Here is a 25957-nt window from a genome sequence, read left to right as displayed (position 1 = left end):
ACGAACGAAGGTGTCGGCACGGCGAAATAGCCACCGAGCAAGGGCCGTCAGACGCCGGGTTGGGTTTTCTGAGGGTGTTTCCTCAACCTTTTCGGCGGTTGACGGCCCCAACAGCCCTACGGGCCGTGCCGACGCCTTTGCTCACAACGTTGTCGCCCGCCCTCCGTTCCGGCAGGTGTATCCACCGCCGGTTTCTAAATGCCAACACTTGGCCTTTGTTTTACCCCTTCCCAACCTCAAACCCCTGGCGCCCCTAAAGGGAGCCAAAGGCCACCACCCACCGCACTTTCTTTCCCTTTGTCCAGCTTCCGTTGATTTACTTGTGTTTCCGTCACATCTTATGCATTGGATTCAACCTATCTGCCTTATGAAAAAGACAATGCTCTCGTTCTTCTTTGCATTGATTATGCTCAGCGCCTTCTCGCAACCCCTCTACGAGCAAACCTCCGAAGTCAACAACCTCATGGTGCGCTACGATGCCGACTACGGCAGCCTGCACCGTTTCTATTATATGGACAGCTCGCCCGAGCGCATTGAGCGCCTCAAAACCCTCGACCAGGACTACCTCAGGCAGTTGGAGGCGATGGACTACAATGCCCTCGGCACCGGTGCCCGGGTCGACTATCTCCTCTTCAAACGGGATGTGCAGGAAGACCTGCGCACCCTTACCCTCGAAGGCGCCGAACTGGCAGCCGTGAAGCAGTGGCTTCCATTTGCTCCCTATCTCTACGAAATCGAAAACCTCAGGCGGCGGGGCAACCAACTCGAATGGCAGGAAGTCGCCAAAAAGCTGACCGACACAGGCGATGAGATAGAAGCCATCACCACCAAACTAAAAGCCGCCGAGCCCTTCGATCAAAAGCTCACCAGGCGAGCGTCCACCTCCATCAAAGGCATACAGGAAGGCATCAAAAGCATCCACAGTTTTTACAACGAATACGACCCCATGTACACCTGGTGGGTCACCATGCCCATCAACCGGGTCGACAGCCTGCTGACCGTTTACGAAAAGGTGATGACCAGCAAGGCCAGGCTCATCACCACGCAAAAAGACGACGGCAGCGGCATTGTGGGAAGCCCAATTGGCCGTGACGAAATCATCAAGCAGCTGGAGTTTGAAATGATCCCTTACACACCCGATCAGCTGATTGAGCTGGCCAACAAAGAGTTTGCCTGGTGCGACGCTGAGCTACTCAAAGCCTCACGTGAAATGGGCTTCGGCGACGACTGGAAGGCGGCACAGGAGAAAGTCAAAAACTCCTATGTGCCCGTTGGCCAGCAGCCCGAAGCCATGATGGAGCTCTATAATCAGTCGATGGCCTTCCTCAAGGAGCACGACCTGGTCACCATTCCGCCCATTGCCGAAGAAAGCTGGCGCATGACCATGATGGCGGCCGAGCGCCAGAAGGTGAGCCCGTTCTTCCTGGGCGGCGAAAACTTCATCATCTCTTACCCCACCAACACCATGGAGTATGAAGACCGCATGATGAGCATGCGGGGCAACAACCCTCACTTCTCCCGATCCACCGTGCACCACGAGCTCATTGCCGGCCACCACCTGCAGGGTTTCATGAACCGCCGCTACAAAACCTACCGTCACTTCCGCACCCCATTCTGGACCGAAGGCTGGGCCCTCTACTGGGAGCTGCTGCTGTGGGACATGGACTTTCCCCGCTCGCCTGAAGACCGCATCGGCATGCTTTTTTGGCGCATGCACCGCTGTGCCCGCATCATCTTCTCGCTCAACTACCACATGGGCAAGTGGAGCCCCCAGCAGTGCATCGACTTCCTCGTCGACAGGGTAGGGCACGAGCGGGCCAATGCCGAAGGGGAGGTGAGGCGCTCCTTCACGGGCGGCTACGGGCCGTTGTACCAGGTAGCCTACCTTACTGGCGGCTTGCAGTTTTACGCCCTCAAAAAAGAACTCGTGGACGGTGGCAAAATGACCCTCAAGCAATACCACGACGCCGTGCTCCACGAAAACGCCATGCCAGTGGAAATGGTGCGGGCCATTCTCACCAACCAAACCCTTCCGAAGGACTTTAAAACGACGTGGCGGTTTTACCATTAAAGAGGTTACTCTCTGCTTTCCTGCAACAGAACCAAATTAAAGAGGTTACTCTCTGCGCCCTGCAAGTCGTAACCTCTTTAATCCCAACGTGAACTATTGATGAGGTTACTCTCTGCGCTCCTGCAACAGAACCAAATTAAAGAGGTTACTCTCTGCGCCCCTGCAAATAGTAACCTCTTTAATCTCAACGGCAACTATTAAAGAGGTTACTCTCTGCGCTCCTGCAACAGAACCAAATTAAAGAGGTTACTCTTTGCTCCCCTGCAAATGGTAACCTCTTTAATCTCAACGTTAACTATTAAAGAGGTTACTCTCTGCGCTTCAGCACATAGTAACCTCTTTAATCTTCCCCGACGAAATGAAAAGTTGCACCCCAATCCCTCCACCACCCAATCAAAAATACTTCAATAACTTGGGCGTGCCCCCTTGCCGCCGGAGCGTTATTACTCACCCGACCACCCGTTTCGGCGGCAGGGGTCGGGCCATCACCAGTCGCCGGCCAACGCACGAAAAACCAACAACGGGCTCCAACAATGGCTCTGTCCCTCACGCAGGGAGAAGGAAATACATCAATAGCTAAATCCCTGATCTAATTTGTTGTATTACCAAAGAGGTATATAATCCAGTTCCAATTTTTTTTGACGCACCCTCATCTGAAAACTGGAATACTTTATATTTTGATCCAGTCCCGATGATACTTCCCATTTTTTCCAATAATAATTTATAATTTAACACTTTAAGCCAAATTCGATTTCTGGAAAATCTCATGAGTCAATCGCCTATTCTAAACAACCCATATGATGAACCTCTGTCGCACTATGCCACCGACGAAAACGGTGCATTGAACTATGAAGACGTTAGAGTGGGGCGAAGAATTTTTTCACCAGACGTCCCCTCCATTCCGGAACGGCAGAAAGAGCAATCGGGTATTTTTGATGTCAATGACTACGAAGTTCAATATGGGCCGCAATTAATCAATTTGGTTAGAAAGGAAGTCAAGAAGTGGAGAGACGAAGGTTACACTGATACGACGAGAGTAACCAGAGATTTACTGACGTTTTGGTTTAAGAACGAAGAACGATCACCAAATAAGAGGCTTTTCTTCGCTCAACGAGAGGCCATCGAAGCAGCCATCTGGCTCAATGAGGTGGCAACAAAATCCAACCCGGGGCAAAATATTCTGAATAAGATCAGAGGAGCGCAGCAAGCAGTATCTGATGAGCCGGCCGATTACCTGCCACGAATAGCTTTTAAAATGGCCACAGGCACAGGCAAAACGGTGGTGATGGGCACATTGATCCTATACCATTTCTTTAACCGCCAGGAATATCGTGGTGATGTGCGGTTTGCCGATAACTTCCTGATCGTTGCTCCCGGAATTACAATCAGGGATAGGCTAAGTGTCCTCTTTGTTGATAAAAGAGCGGGCAACAAGAACGAGCGAAAAGACTATTACGCCGTTAGAGACCTTGTTCCGCAAAACTATGAGAAGTATCTGGGCCAGCTGAATGCCAAAATAATCATCACCAACTATCACTCTTTTATGCCCAGAACACTTCAGGGGAATAAAAGAAGCCCATTTGATGGGAAGATCAAAGGCTACGATAAAGACGGAAAACCAATAAAGGAAGAAGCGCTTGAAGACTTCAATCAGGTAATTAAGCGTGTGTTGAGTGGCTTTAAAAAAGATTCCAGGCTACTGGTATTGAACGACGAAGCACACCACTGCTACAAACCAAGAAGTAAGGGCAAAACAAAAGACAGCGAGGAAAGCGATGAGAACGCCAAAGCCGCAGTTTGGTTCTCTGGCTTAGCCGAAATTGCACAAAGGTATAAACTTCAGTATGTGTACGACCTGAGTGCGACACCTTATTATCTGTCTGGCTCTGGCTATCCTTCCTATAGTCTTTTCGGTTGGGTGGTAACCGACTTTGGCCTTGTAGAGGCCATGGAGTCGGGACTGGTAAAAATACCTTTCCTGCCCGAAGGTGATAACACACAAAATCTGACCGGTGCCATGCTTAAAAACTTGTATGACCACGTCAGGGATGAGCTACCCAAAAAAGGCCAACGCAAAAAGAAATCGGAAGCAAAAAAAGAGGGCAATGTCCTGTTGGAAGAGCCCCCTCAGCTTCCTCAATTGGTCAAAGGAGCACTCGACCAGTTTTATGGTCACTATCGGGATTACGAGAAAAACATAAGAGGCAAGGGCGAGAAGGAAGCAGATTTGTATAGCAAGCCTCCGGTATTCATAGCTGTTTGCAACAATACGTCGGTCTCTAAAGAGGTCTATAAATTTATTGCGGGTTACGAATTCCATGATCAGGAAGGTAGCACCAGAGTGGTGTCCGGGCATTTCGACCTATTCTCCAACTATGACCAATACAATAGATTAAAACATAAATCACCCACGCTACTCATCGACTCAGAAGCACTGGACGAAGGGGGACAAGTAAATGAGGAGTTCAAAAAGGTTTTCGCAGGCGAAATTGAGGAATTCAAAAAGGAATATGCCCGGTTGCACGGACAAGGATCAGCCGAGAAAATAACTGATGCCGAAATACTAAGGGAGGTTGTTAACACTGTCGGCCAGCCTGGTAAGTTGGGAGGGCATATTCGCTGTGTTGTGTCGGTTTCTATGCTTACTGAGGGGTGGGATGCCAATACGGTGACTCATATCATGGGACTAAGGGCCTTCGGCTCGCAGTTGTTGTGCGAGCAAGTGGCTGGGCGAGCACTGCGAAGAATGAACTACGAACTTCAGGGCTACGATAAGGAGGGACTGCCGACGGCCGACAAGAGAAAGATCGCCAATTATAAGTTTCCGCCAGAGTATGCGCATATCATTGGCGTGCCGTTCAATATGTTCAAAGGAGGCGACGTAGGGCCTACGCCACCTCCTCCTGCCTATACCATGGTGAAGGCACTACCTGAAAGGCAACGTGCCCATGAGATCGTGTTTCCTGTGGTAGCAGGCTATAGGGTCGACTTTAAAGGTGAAGACCTGACCTGGGACTTTTCTAACATCGGGAATTTTGAATTTGACGGGTCGAAATTTCCCACTCAAACCGAGATGGGAAATGCATTTACCAACCAGCGGGAGGTAATGAAGGTAGCAACGGTGCTGGAAAAAAGGGATCAGGAGATTATTTACCTGATCACTAAAGATTTGATCCACTATAAATTTTCTGATGATGACGGGGCACCCAAGCATCACCTTTTCTTCAAGCTGAAAGAGATTGTGACCGAATGGTATAATACCAAAGTCCTGTTGCTAAACATTCGTGGAGACGAGTTCAAGCGACTGCTGTATTATGAGGATCCAAAACGGATATCGGATCACATAGCCACCGCTATTAATCAGCATCTCAACACCGTCGAGTTCATCCGGCCGGTGCTCAATCATTACAACCCGTTCAATAGCACCAAATACGTTTCGGGCCACACGATAAAGGATACCTTTGACACGACAAAATCCCATGTCAACAAAGTAGTCATGGACTCCGACTGGGAGGCGATTGCTGCGAAAACTTTTGAAGAATTGGAGGAGGTGGGGAGCTATGTCAAGAATCAGTTCCTCGGGTTCGCCATTCCATATGTGAAGGATGGGGTAGACAGGCAATACTTCCCTGACTTTATTGCTGAGGTAGCCACCCCAAAGGGTAAAAAAGTGAACCTGGTGGTGGAGATCACCGGCATGAACAAGGAAAAGGCTGAGAAGAAATGGTATGTGGAAAACCGTTGGCTACCTGCCATAAACGCCGTGCGTGAAAAATATGAAATGAATGAGTGGGCATTTATTGAAGTGGCCAATGACATCCGCAACATAAGAAACGACCTGATAGATAAGATTCGTTCACTTGATATTGAAGAAGACCCAGTGGCCAGATTAAAGAAGTCGTTTGGCACCATCAAGAGTGATGTGGTCATCACGGCGGAAGACCTGAGAAGAGAAAACTTGTACGGGGAGGATGGCAGATGATACTACTCGACGCTAACATCCTCGTTGCATCCAAGCAGCCCAGCCACCCCGACCATGTTTCAGTCACCGACACGCTTATAAGGCTAAAAGCTGAGGGGGCCAACCTGAGCATCTGTCCCCAGGTAATCTACGAGTTTTATGTGGTGGCGACCCGACCTGCCGACAAGAGAGGCTTTGGCCTTGCACCAGACGTGGCTAGCAAGGAAATAAACGATCTGCTGTCTGTGTACACCCTCATTCCTGATAAGGAAGATCTGTTTGACAACTGGAAGCAATTGGTAGCAGAGCATGCTGTTTCCGGCAAAAATGCACACGACACCCGCATTGTGGCTTTCATGGTATCGCATGGTATCACCAGACTCTTCACTATGAATTCGAAGGACTTCGTAAGGTTCAATTCAAAAATAACGCTGATATGAGCTGGTCAGAATGGTATAAGTTTCCCGATCCATTGGATCATGGAATTCTAAAAGCTCCTATTGGGCCTGGAGTATATGAAATAAAAAATGCTAGAACCGGCCAACGGTTGCTCTTCGGAGAAAGCAAGAATGTGGCAGTTCGAATGACGTCACTTCTTCCTCCTGAGTGCGGTGGAACGGGAACAAGAAACAATAAAAGAAAGCAGGCTGATATAGCTAATAACTTGAAAGACCTTGAATACCGAACTTTGTCATGCAAAACGAAGAAAGCTGCCAAAGCCGAAGAGAAGAGATTGAATAAACCCGATTACTTCCATAACACCTGAAAACCATGCCTGAATCATACAAACATAGCTCCGACAAACGTGCCCACATCCCTTCCAAAGAAGAGGCTGGTTACGAAGAAGCCAACCCCAAAGTAAAAGCAGGTAAAAAGGTGCTTGATTTGCCGAAAAACCCAGTGGTACACCGTGGGCAAGACCCGGAGCTATTCTGGATGAATAAGTACGGAGCCGACGACACCAACGACCGGCTGAAGGTAGACATCCGCTCGCTCTACCGCCACGAGCATATCAGCCCCGAAATGCTGATCAAAGGACTGTATGAGATAGTGGAAGAAAAGAACAATCCTGACCAGCTGGATCTTTTTTCCACGAACGAAGTATTTGGTAATGCACTTGAGCATGACGAATTAGAAAAGGTAAGCTCCTACTATTCTTACTCAGATGGATGGATGAATCGACTTATACAAGGTGACAGCCTGCTCACCATGACCAGCCTGCTGGAACGGGAAGGGATGGCCGGCCAGGTGCAGATGATTTATATAGACCCACCCTACGGCATCAAGTACAACAGCAACTGGCAAAACAAGCTCAACGATCGCAATGTGAAGGATGGCGCTGACGAAAGCCTGTCTGGCGAGCCCGAAATGATCAAAGCCTTCCGGGATACCTGGGAGCTGGGCATCCATAGCTACCTAAGCTATATGAGAGATCGGCTTTTGGTGGCGAAAGAATTGCTCACCGAAAGCGGTTCCTGTTTTGTGCAGATCAGTGATGAGAATGTGCACCTGGTGCGTTGCTTAATGGATGAAGTGTTTGGGAGCGAAAATTTTGTTTCATTAATTGGATTCGCTAAAACCTCTTCCTTTACAACAAACGCTCTCAGTTCCACCTATGATTATATTATTTGGTTCGCCAAGGATGGCCAAAATTTGAAATTTCGCCGTTTGTGGCAAGAACGAGTTGAAAGAACTGAGGGTGGTACGTTTAACATGATCGAACTTCGGGATGGTAGTGTAAGACGGCTTACAAGTAAAGAGCGAGACGGAGTTGACCCAATGCCAGCCGGACAGAGATTCCGTGCGGATAATATAGTTAGCCCCGGAGAGACAACGAGTGGCTCTCAGCCGATAAAATTTGATGACAGGGAGTTCTTTCCAAGCCCAGGTTCTCACTGGAAAACAAAAATCTCAGGAATGTACAAACTCATTGACAAGGGGAGAGTGGTAGTAAATGGTAAAAGACTCGCTTACAAAAGATATGAAAACGACTTCCCGCTAATGCCCTACGATAATGTGTGGCCCGACACGATAATTGGCACGTTTAGTGAAAAACATTATGTTGTTCAAACACCATTTTTGCCAATTGTTCGATGCCTTCTTATGAGCACTGATCCTGGCGATTTAGTTCTTGACCCAACCTGTGGAAGTGGTACTAGTGCATTTGTAGCGGAGCAATGGGGTCGGCGATGGATCACCGTCGATACCAGCCGTATTGCTCTCAATATTGCCAAAACCCGCCTCATGACGGCTACTTTCCCTTACTACCATCTCTACAGCGATGTGGACGTGAAGCAGGAAGTGAAAGAGGGAAAAATCAAAAAGACGATCACACCAAGGGCCAAACCTGAGGGAGACATCCGTCAGGGTTTTGTGTACGAAGAAGTGCCACACATCACGCTCAAGAGTCTGGCTAATGACGAACCGCCGGAAACTGAAACCCTGTACGACAAACCTTACGAAGACAAGAAGCGCCTAAGGGTAGCGGGCCCCTTTACAGTAGAAACGTTACAAAACTTTGAGCCGATATCGCCAGAAGCACTGACGGCAGAAACGGAAGGGTATGCCGAAGCAGCGTCAGCACAAGACTTTGAAGAAAAGGTATTTGAACACCTGCGTACCGCCGGTGTCAAAAATGGAGATAAAAACGAAACAGCCCGATTCATTCGGGTAGAGCGTTTAGTGTCGGGTTTTTTGCATGCGGAGGGCTTCTATATGAGCACGGGTGGCGAGAAGAAGGCCTACCTGCACATTGGCCCGCAATTTGGCACCGTGAGCAAGCAGGCCGTCAGCGAGGCAGTAAAGGAGTGCCGCCAGCGGGGCGATGCCGACTGGCTCATTATTCTTGGCTTCAGCTTCGAAAGCGACATCCAAAACCAGCAGCAAACCACCAGTATGGGCAGTTTCGAAGTCACCAAGGTGCGTATGCACGACGACCTGCTGCAGGAAGGTCTGCTGAAAAAGGACAAAAAAGCAGGCAGTTTCATTACTATCGGAGAACCGGATGTAGTGCTGGTGCCTGGCAAAGACACCGTGCACGTTGAAATCCGTGGTCTCGACATTTACGACCCTATCAAAGACGAGGTAAAAAGCCGCAATGTCAACGACATCGCCTACTGGATGGTGGACGACGACTACGATGGCAGCAACTTTGTGGTGAAGCAGGTATTCTTTTGCGGCGGCGAAAAATCCGAGTTCAGCAAATGGCAAAGGGGCCTTTCTGACCTTGCCAAAGCAACCACCAAGCGCAACGCCGAGCGCACCCTCAAAGTGGAAATCGACGACGAAGCCTTCGACAGGTTGTACGGCTTCCAGTCGCACCCAATACCTGCGAAGAAGAAAGGCCAAAAGATCGCTGTCCGGGTGATCAGCCAGTTTGGAGAGGAGAGCACGAAGGTTTTAACGGTCTGATGCCATGGAGTTTTTGTTAACAGAGCTTCCATGGTTTCTATTAATAGGCTGGACAGTCTACTCGGTGATGGTTTGCTTGAACTTCTCTGCTGCTCTTAGAAGTAAGATGACCAACTTTTACGTATTTGAGTCTATTCCTCAAATATTCATAACTCTTGGTCTTTTGGGCACCTTTATGGGAATTGCCTATGGTTTGATCAATTTTGATACTTCTCCAGATTTGATAAAGGACAGTATTGGCGACCTTTTGGATGGACTCAAGACTGCTTTTTACACTTCAATTTATGGTATAGTGTTGAACTTGATCTTTGGCAACATTGTGAAGTACAAGATGCATGCAGGCCATGCCAGGGAGCCAGAGTTTGAAAGCGAGATGGCCGAGCTCAATAAGATGAATGATCACCTCGCTAGCCTATCTGCCAACCTTGCCAACTCCATCGATAATGCTATTGTAGAATCTTTAAAGGGAGTGGTGGATGACGTTAACAATACCTTCAAATCTTTCATTGACCAACTAATAGAAAAGAACTTTGATCGGCTGACCGAGTCGATAGACCGCCTTACAACATGGCAGGAGGAATATTTTGATGAAATACAGAGCATTAAAAATGCCTATCAACAACTTGTTGAAAGACACCAAACTTTTGTAGCAACGACGCAGAACTGGGTGGATACCCTCGATGAAATTGCTGGCCAAACCAGTCACCTGGCTGCTATCATTGAAGAGTTCAAGGCGATTACAGATGATGAGTCGAGGTTCAGTGAAATAATCTATCAGGTCAAGGATTCAGCTTCCAACATGAAGGATGCTTCTCAGGCACTTGTGAAGCATGCCGACAGTCTGGGCGAGGTAAAGGACGCATTTATTGAATCTAAAGATGAGATATCGCTGTGGTTGGAGCGGGAGGACGGAGTGAGGGACAGTGTTAATGCACTTTCGCACAGCTTGCAGGAGCTCAAGAAGTTTGAGATATCAAGTCTTAATAAATTGGACGATAAGTTCATGGATAACCTCAACGCTACTTTTCAGGGGCTTGACAATGTGATGAAAGAGTATATCATTTACCTGGAAAGCAAATTCAAGAAATGAGGTCTCGAAAGGACGAATCGAACTGGATTTCTATCTCAGACATGATGACCGGTTTGATGGTCGTTTTTATGTTCATTGCTATCAACTACATCATGCAGGTGATAGAGTACAAGTTTGTTGAGCAGGATGTATACAATGCGTTGTCAGAGGAGTTCCAGCAAGAGATTGAGGAGCAGGAAATCCAGCTTAGTCCGGACGGGACGGTAACTTTCAATCCAGCGGATAAAGTACTTTTTCGCACGGGCAGCAATCTCTTGACGTCTGATTTCCACGAAATTTTGGATGATTTCATACCAAGGTACCTTCAAACAATCACCACCTACGGAAATCTCGACTACATCAAAGAGATTAGGATAGAAGGGCATACAGACACCGTTCCGCCGAGATCAGGAATGGATAGCTATAGCTACAATCTTGCTCTCTCGTCTTCCAGAGCACAAAGTGTGCTTGAAAAGGTGCGAGGTTCGCACGATTTTCTTTCACTTGAGTTACCCATCAAAAAGAGACTGGAGTTTTTGCTTACTGCTAATGGAATGTCATACTCCAGAGCATTAAACAGTGAGGGAGAAGTCGTTTACACAAGTGAAAATAAGGCCATAGACAATGATAAATCAAGAAGGGTTGAGTTCAGAATAGTAACTTCGAGTGAAAAGCTCGTCAAAGAAATCTACGATGAGCAAGATCTATGATTTCCTCAAAGGTCCTACCGCCGACTGGCTGGAAGAGAAGCTATATCGGAAACTAAAGGAGGGTAGCGTATATCAGTATAAGCATGTTGAAAATATCGTATGGAACCGAATCAAAATAAAAAATGATCGGTTCGTCTACGATGATGGCGAAAACGAGGCATATATGTTCGCCTACAAAAATAGGTATGCAACTATTCATTGGAATGATTTACCCCGATTTCATATAGAAGAGTGTCAAACAAGAGAGCAGTATAGTAATTATGTATTTGCCTCTTCGATGCCTGTCAAAGTCTTCTGTACTGATCAAAATAAGTCGATTGGGGAGCAGCGCCTGAAATTCTGCCGAAACTGTAACCGAAAACTCAACTTCTTCTCTTACGGAGAGCCGAATAAGAATTGGTTCGATGTGATCATAGAAATTGCAGAGAAAAGAACCCGCAACAATGAGTATGATGAAACATCAGTGAGGCAAGATGGCTATTCAAAAGACTGGAATCAGGTATCTTTTGCCAGAAGGGCTCAGGAGGATTTTTCTTGCGAAAGGTGCGGCATATTATTGGAATTCAATAATGCTAATTTCCTTGAAGTACATCACAAAGACAGGAACAGACTAAATAATAAGGCCTCAAACTTGGAGGTTTTGTGCACAGAATGCCATGCCAATGTTGATGCTCATCACCAGCAAATTTTCAGTAAAGGCAAGAATCATCTAAAGCTGCAAAGTTTCAAAGCAAAATTTCGACACTAAACCTTCCTCATGATAAACATCAAGTCATTTCGAAACTCATTTTTCGTCTACGATATCTTCGGGTACTTTCTGCCTGGTTTTTTCTTCTTGTGCTTGATTATTATCGAGTATGATATAAGTAGCATCTTGAATTTCTATTGGGAGAACGATACCCTCGATGGCTTAAAGGAAGCAAACCTAAAATTCAAATTCGACTACCTTTTCAACTTCCTTACCTGGAACTCCGACGATGATTTCAAGTTTACCACACTGATTCTGCTCCTGTTTTTCTGCTATGTGCTGGGGCACATCATCGCAGCTATTTCAAGCCTGGTAATAGAGAGATGGATGAATCAGTCGCTCCTGGGGTTTCCTTCTGAAAATCTGCTCAGTTTACATGAAAGAAAAGGGCTTCAGAAGTTGTTCAGAAACTATACAAGTCACTTCAATGAGAGCTTTATAAGCGACTTTAAGAGGGTGTTTGAGAAAAGGTTTGGAAAAAACCCTCGACCTAAGGACTATTTTTGGCTGTGCTTCTCCGATATTTCCAAGTATACCCCGGTAGCATTCAACAGAGTATCTCACTTCCTGAATTTATATGGATTTAGCCGGAATATAGCCGCATCAATACTGGTATATACATTCATGCGAATAGTTGTGTTTAGCTGGTTTTTTGAAAGCCCCATGAAGTTTTCAAATTGGATCATACTGATCATTTTCTTTGCTTGCTTTTTCGTAATGTTTAAGAATTATCTCAAACTGTTTTACAGGCAGTGTGCAGAGCTTTACTATCATTTTTATTCACTGCATACAGATAAAAAGTACTTTGAATTAATCAATGAGAGCAAAGATTAATTGTTAGCCCCCTACCTCACCAAACTATTGTACCGCCCTACCACCTTGCGGGCATGTTTGATCGATTTCCGTTCCAGCCATATTGAAACACCGGTAGTAACTATGCCTGTGCCCAGCAGGGCGTACATGGGCGGCTTGTCGAATTCCTGTCGTCGGGTGTTGAGGAGCAATGCCGCGCCGGCAAAACCAATCAGGAAGGCGCCAGCAGCGCTGGTAATTCGGGTGGCCTTGTGGGTCTTTTGGTATTTGTAGTAGCTGTTCATGAGCTGATGGTCGTTGACCTCCCTGAATTTGAAATGCATGTACGACAGGTCGGTGAAAGGCTCGGCTCTGTAAGTAAAGTAGAATGTCATGGGCTTGTTCACAAGGCCGAGGGTGTCGGGGAGGATAGACTGAGCCCTGGTGAGGGAGCTAAAGGCGAGGAGGCATAAAAGGAGGAAGAAAGAGAGATTTTTTACGTTGACTGGTCGGTTCATTTGCCTGACGGATAGGTTATGTAACAGTTATGAGTTGGTAATATATAAAAATCGTTATAATTGACATTTCCAACCCTGATTTATTCGATGCTGTGAGCGAACTGGCTTTTCTACTAAGAGGAATGGTTTAATCCTATTACATATCGCAGCCAATAGGGTTGTTTTACTTTTCCTGCCCACTATTCCGGTTACCGGTTTCTCTTTTGCGCCAGCCTATCAAAAACCTTCTCTATTGGCTGCAATCGAACTTTTTTAACCCTGGTGGGTGTATTGCGCTTATCCGCCTCATGTATAGCGCTTATTCGTTTCAAGTCTTGCTGTTATTCGTCTCGTGTTAAGCGCTTATGAGGGGGTGAGACAAGCGCTTATCAGGTACCCACACAAGCGCTTATCAGGTACCGGCATAAGCGCTTAACACATAGTGGCACAAGCGCTTGTCTCCGGAGGGCCAAAAGCCGGCAGTCAAAAATCCAACTATTGAGGTCTGGTGAGTAGCGCAATTGTCACGGAAAAGTACAATTGTAATGGGGGAATATCGCTCAATTGAGGGCGGCGGAAGTAGAACGTGAGCTGATGCAGGTTGTCAACATGCGAATAGCCAAATGCAAACGATTGTAATTGATTAATCAACCCTAAAACGCCGGGTGTTTAAACGGGAGGAGTGCTGTTTTGGTTGGCTTAAAAGAGGGGTTTTCCTTATGATTTTCTATAAAATTATAAATTGAAAAAATAATAGAAAAAAATTCCACATTTGGCACGGTGAAATTCATTTTTGGCATCAATATTGAATTAGAATTTACCGTACACAAGGAGTAAGAATCACTTCCGCTGAGGCCTCAAACGAATCACTTTTTCACTCCAGGAAAACCGGCCGGATTTCCAAAATCAATTACCGTTTTATCTTTTGAAGTAGTGCATTTTGCCTTTCCTTCTGTGGGCTCACCGGGTATCGGGATGCTCTAGAAGACCAGGTCATCGGAGTCATCCTCTTAGAACATGCCCGTGTGGGAGTTCGCATAGCAGGAGGAGTAAAATTGGCACACCCTTCACAGGCTGAGACACAGTTCAATGTTGTTTAGTTAAGAGCATTTTACCCTTTTATCCCTGAAGGGGCATGCTAATGGTAATTCATCACCCTTTAGGGGCGCCCGGCTTAGGGGAGGGGTAAAAATAGAATTGGGAGACCGAACCTCTTAACTAAACGATGCAGAAAAGCAGTTTTAAATCATTTGTTTAACCATTTAAATTTTAAAGTCATGTCTATCTTATATAAAGCAATAGGTCGTACCCAGCCGGGAGTGGCTGGAGGAGGACAAATCAAGTACTACGCTGGCATCAAAAGAGAGCGAGAAGTTACACTGAGAGAAATGGTGCGGGAGATATCGTCTCGCAGCACCGTGACTACCGCCGATGCCATGGCAGTGATCGAGAACTTTCTCGAGTTGATACCCAAGTTTCTGCGCAATGGTCGCACAGTGAACCTGAGTCAGCTGGGAAGCTTTCGGGTGAACATCAGCAGCAAAGGCTACGACACGCCTGATGAGGTGGGTAACTACAGCATCAAGCGCAACAAGATCAGCTTCTTGCCAAGCGCAGAGATGAGGGAAAACATGGGTACAGTGAGGTATACCAAGTACACCGAGCTATCAAGCACCCTATTGTCGAACGAACCTGACGAAGAATGATCAATCACCAGAGGTGTAAAAGCCCAACCTAGAATCCCGCATGAGAGTGCGGGATTTTTTTGTGCCCAATTAAAGAGGTTACTCTGTGCGCTCCTGCAAGTAGTAACCTCTTTAATGGTTTTGCAAGTTCGGCTGCTGACCTGCCAATCCTTTCATAACAACGTCATTTCGATCCGCCACCCCGATAGCTCGGGAGGCGGAGAGGAATCCCCCAGACATACTGCCTGCAATCTGACCAAAAACTAGTTTTTCGATGATAAGGCTGACAGTGGGCAAATACTTATAAATCGGTATTTTTATAGAATAATAGTATTTCGATATTAGAGTGTATTTAAGCAATTAGTCTCGGTACTTCTGGCTTTATGTTACAGCTACTTTGGATTTGCGCCAATAGATTGATTTTTTTTGAGAAAAGGGAGCTACCCTCATAGTTATCTCACATAACTTAAATGATACTATTATGGTCAAGCAGAGGATCATTTTCACCATCCTCCCGTTCCTTTCTTGTATTAGTTCATGTAAAATTCAGCTAGCGACTTCGAATGATCGGCATTCAGAAGGCAATTAAAAGCATGCCATCGACATTAAAGGGGCGTTAGGCGAACTGTTCCCAATATTATGAATATAGGACCTTTATGAAAACTTGCTAATACTAACCACTTAACTAAATCAAAATGGATTCGATTGTTAATGTTCTATCAAAAGCACCAGAATTCTTAAAACACGGTATTCTGGGTGTCGCTTTCTTTCTCTTCATCGTTTCGGGCTACCTGCTTTACCTGGAACAAAAGAAAGACCCCGTTAGGAAGATGATGCTTGTGAGTATTTTCGTCTACATGTTTTTTACGCTGCTCCTATTCTCTGCTGGCCTTGTGGCCGAATTGAAGAACGGTAAGCAAGAAATCGTTTCAAACGATGCTTCTAAAATTCCTGAAGAAGATCGTCAAAAGCAAAACGAAGCGCCCATCGGGGTTGCCGAAGTAAGCCTTTATGACGATGGGAACCTGTACAACTACATAAAAGCTCACGTAGAAGAAATTAAGTCTTTAGACATTGCCGGTGCTCATCTACAAAATGGCGTAGCCGCTATTTTGGCCGAAATAAGGCGGATTCTTTCAAATGGTGGTAAAGTGCGCATTACCATCACTGACCCCACTGACGAAATTACCATTAGCCGACAGACAGAAAGAGGCAGTGCTAAAAAAACTGAATCAGTTAGCGTTCATCAGGTGAGGCTTACTGCCTCCCTGATCAACCAAACTATTATTGAAGTAACTGACCTGAATGCTGAGTTCCCGTCTAATCCAGCCGAGATAAGGTTACTTAATGCTCAAATGGATGAGCGAATCCATGTTGTAACATTAAACGATGGCACTAGCGAGGTGTTTTTAAAGCTTTACCCCTACAAGCAAGCCAATGAAAATCTATTGTTTGGTGGACTTTATTTCAAAGTGGAGCGAGGCAATGAGCAACAAAGGTTCATTTATGATTACTACGCCAACAAGTTTAACAGTTACTTCAATAGTGCGGTAGCTCCTTCAAACGACATAAGTCAGCAGTTGGCTCAATTAAGGGGAGATTGAAAAACAGAAGTCCCGCTAAAGCGCCATAGTCCTGCCGAATTCAATAGGTAAGAAGCGCTCTGATGGCGATGCGCTTTACCTTGTTGTCTTTTTTCAGGCTTGTGGGTAGGATTAGACCACCCTTGCCTCTGTGGCACTCCTCTTTTTGATAGAAAAATAAATAATTCAACCAAGTGACTCTTAATTACTAACACCATGGATGCCAAAATTCTCAATCAGGGGTTTGGATTTGCCAATTACCCATCCGTAAAGCTGAAGTACTTTAAAACGGACACTAAAACGGGGAAGCAAACCTTTTCTTTTAGGAAAGAGCTCTTGTTCGGTGACTATGTAAGGCCTATACTTAAAAATGGCCAGCCTGTCGAAGTTAAGATAGGCAAGAGCAGTTACCTAATGGTGAGGGCCAGAAATGCAGATGGCTATATCAAGCCGTCGGAGATTATTCCAGACAGGGTTCTCGAGGTCAATTTTATCGACATAGGGCAGGGCGATGGCTGCCACGTGGTGACTCCCGATGACAAACACTTTATCATTGATGCCGGGAAGGGCGATAACATGTTTCGATTTCTTGCCTGGCGGTTTAACCTAAAATATGCCAAGTCATCACCACCAAATTTCACCGGGATCATTAGCCACTCCGACGCCGACCACTATGGTGGATTTGCCAAACTGTTCACCGCTCAGAAGAATTCGAAAAATCAGTTTTCGTTCGATACTATCTATCACAATGGGATGGTAGAAGAGAGCGGCTCCCCTGTTGAAACACTTGGAACAGTGGTGGGAAATGGCCAGGACTACATTACCGACCTGTGTGATGACGAAGCTTCATTTAAAAAGCGGGCAGCTACTGCCTCAAAAAAGGGCAACTATATCAAACTACTGGAGAAGACCAGCGCACCGAAGAAGTCACTGCGGTATGGTAGCGGGACTATCTACGACAAGGGTGGACTAAAAATAGAAGTGCTTGGCCCTGTCGCAAAAAAGGTCGCAGGAAAAGATGCGCTTCCTGTTTTCGATGATAATAAAGGAAAAACAAAAAATGGCCATTCAGTCATTTTAAAGCTGAGCATTGGTAAGCTTAAGATATTGCTAGGGGGTGACCTGAATACTGATTCGGAAGAATATTTGCTTACGCACTTTGGTAAGCAGAATGTTGGGGAACTTGTGAAAAAGATAAAGGACAAGGCTGCTACGCCTGAGCAGAAGGCCGCAGCCCAGGAAAAGCTGGCAGATGCCATTGGCAAAGCCAGAAAACACTTCCAAGTGGATATTGCCAAATCGTGCCATCATGGTAGTGCCGATTTTACCAGTGAATTTCTTCAGGCACTTAATCCGATTGCCACCGTCATTTCTAGCGGTGACGAGGAACCATACTGCCATCCGAGGCCGGATACGCTCGGTACCATTGGCAAATTCAGTCGGGGTGAGCGGTCTTTGATTTTTTGCACTGAATTGGCCCGGTCAGGCAAAGAGTTTATTGATTTAACAAAACTGCCTCCAAACAAGAAAATGGAAAGGGTCGTCACTGTTTATGGGATGATCAATGTGCGCTCTGATGGAGAAAGGGTAATGATCGCCCAAAAACTTGAAAGACCTGCGGCTTCTAAAAACTGGGATATTCACAAGTTGGCTTGGAACAAAGACCTTAAAGAGTTTGAATACATAGTTGATTGACGGCCTTGATTCGAAGGAGTGTAAGCTCAACCTTCCATAGTAACGTCTTTTTGATCCGCCATATTGTCCCTAATGGGACTGGTGGTGCTGCATGCAGGTCGCATTCGAGCCCTGAAAGGGCCCGTACGGAGTGTGATACCCATGCGAAGGGCCGCCACCCTTCGTACCAAAGCGCCATCACCTCAAACCTCACCAACCGCTGTTTCCAGCATTACTTTCTTCCTTAAAACCAACGCCTATTTGCAAATAAAAAATAAGTACGTATTTTAATATCTCATTATATTATTTCAGCCTAGAACCTATTTTTAGCCGGATGGAGTTAGTTTTACAGTTGGTTTCGTATAAATCATTTTTTAAAATAGCGGGATACCATCTATTAATTTCATCTCCGCAGGCATGATATCGAAGGTATATAGCCCTGCATTTTACCTGATTTTATGGGTGCTTCTGCTGGCAATTGTGCCTGAAAGCCATGCCCGGCAGCCTTCAGTCTCTCCACAAGAAGGCGACACCCTCGATAACGTCACCATATCGGAGGACGAAGCCCGCAACATCATGAAAGGCCTGTTCGACCTGCCCCGGCTCACGCATTCCCTGGCCCTGGGCCGCATTGCCAAAGACGAGCGCCTCACCGCCTTCACCGACGGCTTTATGCAGCGCAACAATATCCAGGTGCTCACCATCGGCTACATCGACAGCGATGAGTTCTGGCCCAGGATCTTCCGCCAACAGCGTCTCAACAAAATCAACAAGGCAGACAACGACAACCTGCTGGCCGCTAAGATCATCTTTGTACCTGCCTCCACCGAGGGGCCACCCACTGGCTACACCACCCGGCTGGAGCTGACGGGCAAAACATCGACGGTCTATGAGCTGCTCAGCATCAGCCAGGCCGAGGTTGACTCCATTGCCGCCTCCACCAGCCAGCAGCAGCTGGGCAACACCGCCTTCGCCACGCCCAACGAAGCCAAAGAAACAGTAGTGAGTGCGTTGATAGCGGCGTTGCAGCGGGTGGAGACAGGCTCTGTGGAAATGAAAGACCAGAAAGCGGCCGACGCTTCGTTAGAGGGGATACAGAAAATAATTATTAAAGAAGCATTAGCGAGTGCGAGAGAAAATATAGAAGAATGGCAAAAGGCGGTTCAAGAAAATGTTGAAAGGCCCTGGGAGAAGCTTAATGCTTGCTTTGTGCATAGGGAAGCAGGCGCCGAAACTATTTTAGAGAATATTCAAAAACTGACCGAATCTGTGGATGATTTCTTGAAACAATTAGCCGCCGATGAGAATAATTCAGAGTTATTGAAAGTGATAGGACTTACATTTTTAGAAAAGGTGCCGCCGTTTTACCCAGAGCTGTCCGATGGAGTGAAAACAAAGCTTTTGGAAATGGTTTGCCCATTCATTATCGAAGATACACAAGAGGAGCGCCCTAAGTTGGTGACGATTGAACCGATAGACGATAATATGTTCATTCCAGGAATAGCAGAAGATTCCGTTGAAATACATTACTCGATTGAAAAGACCGAAAAATTCCCGTTGAGCCATGCAAAAATAGAAATATATAAGAACGATGGGGAGTTAGTATATTCAAATAACCAAAAGATACAAATAGTTGACAACGGTATCTTTTATTGGACTGGCCACATAAGTCAAGCCGAGGCACGCTCCGATCAATCTTTCATAAGAACCGATGAATCGCCTTTCACTATTAAAATTAGTGCAAGTGTGGATTCGGAATTCAATAATAGTTTTCAGGACGAATCAAATGCCTCTGTTAATCAATATGTTGACACTTTTTTAGATAACTATGAAATTGCCAAATACATTGAAGCAAAAACCAAGCTAGATAAATTTAAATATTTTATTAAGCTCGCTGGCCCCATGTTTTTGGAAATTTCTAGAGAGAAAGATGAAGAGTGGAAGCTGCGCTATCAAGGAAGTCTCGACTATCTATCACAGAAAGTCAGAGCTCGAACGTTTCTAGGTAGAGAAATAATGATCCATGATAGCTACTGGCCGTACGTTAGTACTATTGAGACTAGACTTGGTCGTGAATATTTCAATAACCCATATTATACGATTGGTGGTTTCAATATCCGGTTTCAACGAGGATCCGACAAGTATGTGAGTAATCATTCCTATGGAATGGCCTTAGATATTGGAGCAGATCGGAACCTCTTCTTTGTACGCCCATCGCTAGCCTTCCTGGGGATTCTTGCTAATTTTCAGTTTTTCAATAACAGATCGACGGTCGAGGAGCAAAAGGAAATCAACCAGCGCCTACTTGACCTAGAGCTAGAAGAAATAGAAATTGATTCATTGGCGCTTGGAGTAGCTTATATTAATGAAAATGAACTTTCAGTGTCAGAATTAGGTAATCATATTGAGTCGGTGGCGAGTCTCATTGGCCAGTTTTCAAATCAATTCAATAATTTGGTCGAAGAAAACAAGTTCCTCCGAAATGAGATACATTTTCTCAACCAAAAAAGTCTAGCAGATCAGCAGGAGTTAATCGAGAGCTTACATGTCCTTCTTCCAAGGAAAGCAGATGATCTTCTAAAAATTCTTAAGCAGAATTTGACCGTATTGAGTTCCAGCTACACAATGGGATTTCGAAAGGCACTATTGGTTCAAAAACACTTACCAACGCTTGACTCTAAATTAATGCACCTTTTAAATGGACTGAATATTGTTTCTTGTGTTGAAAGTTTGAAAGAGGCGTGCGCTCAACCGGAAAATGGTGAATATAGTGGTTGGGTGACCGGTGTTAACATTTTGCTGCCAGAGGATGTGCCGAATACTCAGTCTTATTCTGGGGTGACTAGATATTTAGAAAATTCTACTCAGCAATTGATTGCTATTTTGGGTGCTGCGCCGTATGCAAAATTAACAGACGTCGTAAAAGGAAATTTGGATTTAATGAAGAGGATCGCCCTGGAAGGTTTTATTGTAATTGACGAATCGTTCGTAAGAGAATTCTATACTGCCCGTGACACCAATGGAAATGAAGTTATATCCTGGGGAGGGGATTGGGGTGATAGAAAAGACTATATGCATTTTGAATATGTGGAAACTAATAGATTTTGAGAGTGTGAGAATTTCATTGGCGCTAATAGCACTACTTAATTTTTGCGAGCCATGTTATTCACAGATGAATTCATACGCTGACAAGCCGTTGTCAGAGATTTTGGATTTAACCTTCGAATTCGAGGTGACTCGAAATGACTTGAGCATCTATGATAAGAAGCCATTAATTGAAAATGGAATTTTGATAGAACATTTCGATAACAGCTTTGTCTACGATCTCAGCCAACGAAAACGACTTCATGTGGGTGATAAAGAATACGATGATATTATCAGGTCTAAATTAAAAGATAGTTTAGTCCTTTACGATTTGATGAATTTGGTTGTAGTAAAAGATTTCTATACGGGAGAGATTCTATATAAGAGAGGTAAACAGCGAGGCTATCAAATTCAAAGCAAAACTCCAATTCTACTGAAATCAAATACATTTTTATTCAAGGAAAAAAACAATATCCTTAACTGTGTAAACATATTAACTAAGTCAATCGTTTGGCAGCGGTCATTTCCAGAAATGATTTATGCTTTTATAGAAGGGGGAGACAGTATCGTTAACCTCACAACCAAGACTACCTTTTATCAGATAGATAAAAATACTGGAGAAATTATTTGGAATGTGGCTCTTACTACAGAAAACGAAGGTTCGCTCAATTCTGAGATAAATATATCAGGTGACCTACTTTATTTATGGGCTGGAAAAGATGGACTTATCGTTATTGATTTGGCCAAGAGAACAGTGAAGGAAAAATGGTTAACAAACATGAAAGTGTCAGATTTCACAATGCAAATTGCTTTTGATGGAGATACTATCTTTGCAAAGTCGCCGACTAACGTCTATTGCCTCAGTGCGAGTACAGGCGATCAATTTTGGGTTTCGAAAGACTTGCCTATTCGATCCGATTTAATCATTCATAACGAATTTATATTTTTCTACCAAAAAGGACGTGAAGGAGGAGTTGATGCTTTGTCCGCTCTTAGCAGAAGTTCTCATGAAATTGAATATGCAACTTTTACATCAGAGGAGTTCCCTTCGAAGGATATTGCCGGTGGGATATATGATAGCGAATTAGATCTTACAAATATTAATTTTGTTCGGAGACCATACCAGGGTGATTTATTGATAGGAAGTGACGGCTCCAAGATTTACTGTTTTGAAATAGTAAAGTGAGTTCTTCTAAATAAGTTCTTCGTTCACTCGGTATCTACTAAAAAAGAGGAGAGAGTTCGTAGCTCTCGGTCAATCCCCCGCCTGAATCTCTCTAAAAGGCCCTTGTCGCCAAAACTCAATACCCAACCCCCAAACGCAACTTCCCTCCATTCCCCGCCGCTTCAACCAGTCAACTTTATTAACTTGCCACATCTAGCTGACCATACGAATCCATGAAGCACTTTTTAGCCTCTTCTTTGCTGTTTTTCCAGTTCTTTGCAGCGATTGCCCAAAACCTCCAAACAGTCATCCAACAAGGCCATGAGCTGGCTGTGCTGAGCGTCGCTCAAAGCCCTGATAGTAGTTTGGTAGCCACTGGCAGCCGGGATAAAACGGCGAAGCTTTGGGAGATTTCTACGGGCAGGGAAGTGCGCAGCTTTTTGGGCCATACCGGTAGCGTCAATTGCATTGATTTCTCTGCCGATGGCCAATACATGATCACCAGTAGCGGGGATAAAACAGCCCGCATTTGGGAAGTGGCTACAGGCAAAACCATTTTCACTACGCCGGTGGCAAGCAAGTTCCTTACAGCAGTCGCCTTTAGTGCTGATGCCAAGTTTTTCTTCACAGGGGGCTATCCCGACGAAGCACACCTGTGGGATTTTGAGACGAAAAAGATAGTTCAGTCCTTTAGAGTAAATGCAGACCAGGGCCTGGGCTATGGCATTAATGTGGCTTTTTCAAAAGATGGCAAGTGGCTGGCGATAGGAGAGGACAACCGAACAGCCAATGTGTACAGCACAGCTACCTGGGAGAAGGTATACATGTTCGATCAGGCAGAGGGCTGGTGTGGGGGCTGCGCTACCTGGGTGGCTTTTAGCGCCGACAGCAAAACGCTGCTGGTAGCGTCCAACAAAACTGTCGTAAGAAAATACAAGCTTTCTAACGGAGACCTGATTCGAACCTATGGCGATGAGGTGGAAGAGCTCTCCGGCGTTGGTTTCAGCAAAAATGGAGACGAGGTGTGGGCGGTGACCAAAGCAAAGGCCATCATTTGGGAGAATCAGTCAGGCAAGCTTGTGAAGGAAATAACGCCGGACACAGAGACGGAAATCAACGAAGCCCACATGGCAGCTAATGGCAGTCTGTTGCTGGCATGCGACAACAACACCGCCTACCAGCTCAATACCAAAACCGATCAAATTGAAACGACCCTCACGGGGTTACTCAACGAGCGGGACAAAGGGGGCATCAACTACGACCCCAACTCTTACTGGGACTCGTACATTGCCAAATACATCAGATTCAAAAATGACCTGATGCTTTCCAAAGACGGCACGGAGCTGATCAAAGGCAAGTTTGGTACCAAGGTAAAGCGGTGGAACATCGCCTCAGGCAAAACTGTCATGGAGTACAAAGGCCACGAGAAGGCGGCCCTTTGCTATGACCTGACGGACAATGGCCTTACCATGGCCACGGGTGGCGGCGATGGCCGAATCATCCTCTGGAACGTGGCTACCGGCGATACGCTCCGTACCATCAAAGCCCACAGGGAGCCCATCTTCGATGTGAAATTCAGCAATGACGAAAAGCACCTCATCTCCGCCAGCTGGGACGCCACCATCAAGATCTACGATGTGGCCACTGGCGAGCGAGTGAACTACTACGACTTCCAGTCCAACTCGGTTTATAACCTGCTATTTCACCCCACCGACTTGTATGTGTTTGTGGCCCGGCTCGACAATTCGCTGGCAATGATTGAGCTGGACACACATCTGCCCGTTCGCACTTTCATCGGGCACACCGATATTGTTTCCTCACTGACCCTGAGCCCCAATCAGAAAGAGCTGCTCACAACGAGTTGGGATGGCTCCATCCGCATTTGGGACATTGCCACCGGCCTGATGACGAAGAAGCTGACGGGCCACGGCGGCCCGGTGCACAAAGCGATTTTCAGCCCTGACGGAGACCTTGTTTATTCTGCGGGGGCCGACAGGGTCATCAGAGTGTGGGACTACAACACTTCTTTACAGGTAAAGACATTTGAAGGCCACACCGCCGAAGTCACTTCCCTGCTGCTGGGCAACGACAACAAAATGCTGATCAGTCATGCCCTGGATGGCACCACTAAGTTTTGGGATCTGGCCTCAGGGAAGGAGTTTTTCGAGCACATCCACTTTGGTGCCAACGAATGGATGGTGAAAAACCCGGAAGGCTACTTCAACGGCACCGACGAGTCCAGAAAGTATATCCACTTTGTTGATAAAACCACCACCTATTCTGTGGATCAGTTTTTTGAGGAGTTCTATCGCCCTGACCTGCTACCGCAGATTTTTTCGAACAGGGGAGGGGCAGGCAACCTAAAAGACATTCAGACCAAGCTGCTGAAGTCCCCGCCTCCCACGGTAAAGATTGCAACGATGCCAGCCGATGATGTTACCAAAGCTGAAGTATATGTTAAAATGATTGACAATGGCGGCGGAGTAAGTGAACTCCGCCTCTTTCACAACGGCAAGCGCATGTCGTTGAACACGCAGGGCCTTAGCTACCCTTCCGGCAAAGGCAGGAGCACGACTTACCGTCACACGGTCGACCTGATAGGGGGTGCTAACACTTTCGAAGCCAGGGCGGCAAATAATGACAATATTGAATCGGCGGTAAGTAACGTGGAGGTAGTGGCGGATCATTCTTCCAAAAGTGCCACCTGCCATATCCTGGCTGTGGGCATCAATAAGTACCAAAACCCTAAAATGACGCTGAACTACGCCCGACCCGATGCTGAGTCGTTCAGCAGCATGATTGACGACAACGGCACATCCCTTTTCAAAGAAATCAAGCTGCACACGTTGTTCGATGACCAGGCTTCGAAAGAAAACATCATTAAAAAGCTGGATGAGCTCAGCGCTGTAGTACACCCCGAAGATGTGTTCATTTTCTACTATGCCGGTCATGGCAGCATGGTCGACAATAGTTTTTACTTTATCCCCACAGAAAGCCTTAGGCTGTACGACGTCTCCTCTTTGAAAAAGAACGCCATTGAGGCCAGTGAGCTACAGGAACACCTGAAAAGTATCCATGCACTTAAGCAGCTTATTGTGATGGATGCCTGCCAGTCGGGTGCTTCTATAGAGCTGCTGGCCACCCGTGGAGCTGCGGAAGAGAAGGCCATTGCGCAGCTTTCCCGGAGTGCAGGCATTCATGTAATGGCGTCGGCGGGCAGTGAGCAGTTTGCCACGGAGTTTGCCGAGCTGGGCCATGGGCTGTTTACCTACCTGCTCATCACCGGCCTGCAAGGGGTAGCTGATGGCGCACCTAAAGATGGCAAGGTCACGATCTACGAACTCAAGTCCTTCCTCGACGACCAGGTACCCGAGCTCACTCAGAAGCTAAAGGGCACGCCGCAGTATCCCTATACGTTTTCCAGAGGGCAGGACTTTCCCCTGGTGATTCGGAAGGAGTAGGGTCTCAATGCTCGATACGGATCCACTGTTCCGCCAACCCTGCGCA

16 protein-coding genes are annotated in these 25957 nt (G+C 46.1%); 15 read left to right on the top strand and 1 reads right to left on the bottom strand.

Translation table 11 applies throughout. From position 1 onward, the window contains the following. Window positions 1-406 precede the first annotated feature (406 nt). The 9 genes from AAC052_RS10490 (at window position 407) to AAC052_RS10450 (ending at window position 12804) form a co-directional block, all read left to right on the top strand. Entirely contained in the window at window positions 407-2071 is a 1665-nt protein-coding gene (locus AAC052_RS10490) for a DUF885 family protein (RefSeq protein WP_339813288.1), read from the top strand. Between the two features lie 766 nt (window positions 2072-2837). After that, complete coding sequence (locus AAC052_RS10485) at window positions 2838-6053, top strand: DEAD/DEAH box helicase family protein (RefSeq protein ID WP_339813102.1); 3216 nt, start codon at window positions 2838-2840, stop codon at window positions 6051-6053. Further along, the gene (locus AAC052_RS10480; protein WP_339813099.1) at window positions 6050-6472 is read left to right on the top strand and encodes a PIN domain-containing protein; all 423 of its coding nucleotides are present in this window, start codon (window positions 6050-6052) and stop codon (window positions 6470-6472) included. Before AAC052_RS10485 ends, AAC052_RS10480 begins: the two co-directional genes overlap by 4 nt. Then, entirely contained in the window at window positions 6469-6798 is a 330-nt protein-coding gene (locus AAC052_RS10475; protein ID WP_339813096.1) for a hypothetical protein, read from the top strand. Before AAC052_RS10480 ends, AAC052_RS10475 begins: the two co-directional genes overlap by 4 nt. Window positions 6799-6803: 5 nt before the next feature. Beyond that, window positions 6804-9443 (top strand): site-specific DNA-methyltransferase, encoded by a 2640-nt coding sequence (locus tag AAC052_RS10470; RefSeq protein WP_339813093.1) that lies wholly within the window; start codon window positions 6804-6806, stop codon window positions 9441-9443. A gap of 4 nt (window positions 9444-9447) precedes the next feature. After that, window positions 9448-10533 (top strand): MotA/TolQ/ExbB proton channel family protein, encoded by a 1086-nt coding sequence (locus AAC052_RS10465; protein ID WP_339813090.1) that lies wholly within the window; start codon window positions 9448-9450, stop codon window positions 10531-10533. Then, window positions 10530-11222, top strand: a complete 693-nt coding sequence (locus tag AAC052_RS10460) for an OmpA family protein (protein WP_339813087.1) — start codon at window positions 10530-10532, stop codon at window positions 11220-11222. The genes AAC052_RS10465 and AAC052_RS10460 overlap by 4 nt, the downstream gene beginning before the upstream one ends. Continuing rightward, a complete protein-coding gene (locus tag AAC052_RS10455) occupies window positions 11206-11970 on the top strand; it encodes a hypothetical protein (RefSeq protein WP_339813084.1) in 765 nt (254 codons plus the stop codon). The genes AAC052_RS10460 and AAC052_RS10455 overlap by 17 nt, the downstream gene beginning before the upstream one ends. 9 nt (window positions 11971-11979) lie before the next feature. After that, window positions 11980-12804: a hypothetical protein gene (locus tag AAC052_RS10450; protein WP_339813082.1), complete on the top strand. Its 825-nt coding sequence runs from the start codon at window positions 11980-11982 to the stop codon at window positions 12802-12804. Between the two features lie 11 nt (window positions 12805-12815). Here the strand turns inward: AAC052_RS10450 and AAC052_RS10445 are convergent, their stop codons facing one another. Beyond that, complete coding sequence (locus tag AAC052_RS10445) at window positions 12816-13280, bottom strand: hypothetical protein (RefSeq protein WP_339813079.1); 465 nt, start codon at window positions 13278-13280, stop codon at window positions 12816-12818. Between the two features lie 1256 nt (window positions 13281-14536). On the opposite strand from AAC052_RS10445, the gene AAC052_RS10440 reads away from it, so the two are divergent. From AAC052_RS10440 to AAC052_RS10415, 6 genes are all read left to right on the top strand, one after another. After that, window positions 14537-14965, top strand: coding sequence for an HU family DNA-binding protein (locus AAC052_RS10440; RefSeq protein ID WP_151997326.1), 429 nt, complete (start codon window positions 14537-14539; stop codon window positions 14963-14965). A gap of 674 nt (window positions 14966-15639) precedes the next feature. After that, a complete protein-coding gene (locus AAC052_RS10435; RefSeq protein ID WP_339813076.1) occupies window positions 15640-16548 on the top strand; it encodes a hypothetical protein in 909 nt (302 codons plus the stop codon). 195 nt (window positions 16549-16743) lie between these two features. After that, the gene (locus AAC052_RS10430) at window positions 16744-18222 is read left to right on the top strand and encodes a hypothetical protein (RefSeq protein ID WP_339813075.1); all 1479 of its coding nucleotides are present in this window, start codon (window positions 16744-16746) and stop codon (window positions 18220-18222) included. Window positions 18223-18681: 459 nt separating this feature from the next. Beyond that, complete coding sequence (locus tag AAC052_RS10425; protein WP_339813073.1) at window positions 18682-21309, top strand: M15 family metallopeptidase; 2628 nt, start codon at window positions 18682-18684, stop codon at window positions 21307-21309. Beyond that, window positions 21287-22471, top strand: coding sequence for a PQQ-binding-like beta-propeller repeat protein (locus tag AAC052_RS10420; protein WP_339813072.1), 1185 nt, complete (start codon window positions 21287-21289; stop codon window positions 22469-22471). Before AAC052_RS10425 ends, AAC052_RS10420 begins: the two co-directional genes overlap by 23 nt. Before the next feature lie 212 nt (window positions 22472-22683). Further along, window positions 22684-25911 (top strand): caspase family protein, encoded by a 3228-nt coding sequence (locus tag AAC052_RS10415; RefSeq protein ID WP_339813070.1) that lies wholly within the window; start codon window positions 22684-22686, stop codon window positions 25909-25911. Window positions 25912-25957 lie beyond the last annotated feature (46 nt).

Origin of the sequence: uncultured Imperialibacter sp. (genome assembly GCF_963974565.1) — a bacterium.
Classification (GTDB): Bacteria; Bacteroidota; Bacteroidia; order Cytophagales; family Cyclobacteriaceae; genus Imperialibacter; species Imperialibacter roseus.
This window is presented reverse-complemented; position numbering and strand designations above follow the sequence as displayed.

Excerpts from the sequence above, each read along its gene's own strand:
- AAC052_RS10490 (WP_339813288.1), top strand. The coding sequence starts at position 407 with ATGCTCAGCGCCTTCTCGCAACCCCTCTACGAGCAAACCTCCGAAGTC.
- AAC052_RS10485 (WP_339813102.1), top strand. The coding sequence starts at position 2,838 with ATGAGTCAATCGCCTATTCTAAACAACCCATATGATGAACCTCTGTCG.
- AAC052_RS10480 (WP_339813099.1), top strand. The coding sequence starts at position 6,050 with ATGATACTACTCGACGCTAACATCCTCGTTGCATCCAAGCAGCCCAGC.
- AAC052_RS10475 (WP_339813096.1), top strand. The coding sequence starts at position 6,469 with ATGAGCTGGTCAGAATGGTATAAGTTTCCCGATCCATTGGATCATGGA.
- AAC052_RS10470 (WP_339813093.1), top strand. The coding sequence starts at position 6,804 with ATGCCTGAATCATACAAACATAGCTCCGACAAACGTGCCCACATCCCT.
- AAC052_RS10465 (WP_339813090.1), top strand. The coding sequence starts at position 9,448 with ATGGAGTTTTTGTTAACAGAGCTTCCATGGTTTCTATTAATAGGCTGG.
- AAC052_RS10460 (WP_339813087.1), top strand. The coding sequence starts at position 10,530 with ATGAGGTCTCGAAAGGACGAATCGAACTGGATTTCTATCTCAGACATG.
- AAC052_RS10455 (WP_339813084.1), top strand. The coding sequence starts at position 11,206 with ATGAGCAAGATCTATGATTTCCTCAAAGGTCCTACCGCCGACTGGCTG.
- AAC052_RS10450 (WP_339813082.1), top strand. The coding sequence starts at position 11,980 with ATGATAAACATCAAGTCATTTCGAAACTCATTTTTCGTCTACGATATC.
- AAC052_RS10445 (WP_339813079.1), bottom strand. The coding sequence starts at position 13,280 with ATGAACCGACCAGTCAACGTAAAAAATCTCTCTTTCTTCCTCCTTTTA.
- AAC052_RS10440 (WP_151997326.1), top strand. The coding sequence starts at position 14,537 with ATGTCTATCTTATATAAAGCAATAGGTCGTACCCAGCCGGGAGTGGCT.
- AAC052_RS10435 (WP_339813076.1), top strand. The coding sequence starts at position 15,640 with ATGGATTCGATTGTTAATGTTCTATCAAAAGCACCAGAATTCTTAAAA.
- AAC052_RS10430 (WP_339813075.1), top strand. The coding sequence starts at position 16,744 with ATGGATGCCAAAATTCTCAATCAGGGGTTTGGATTTGCCAATTACCCA.
- AAC052_RS10420 (WP_339813072.1), top strand. The coding sequence starts at position 21,287 with ATGTGGAAACTAATAGATTTTGAGAGTGTGAGAATTTCATTGGCGCTA.
- AAC052_RS10415 (WP_339813070.1), top strand. The coding sequence starts at position 22,684 with ATGAAGCACTTTTTAGCCTCTTCTTTGCTGTTTTTCCAGTTCTTTGCA.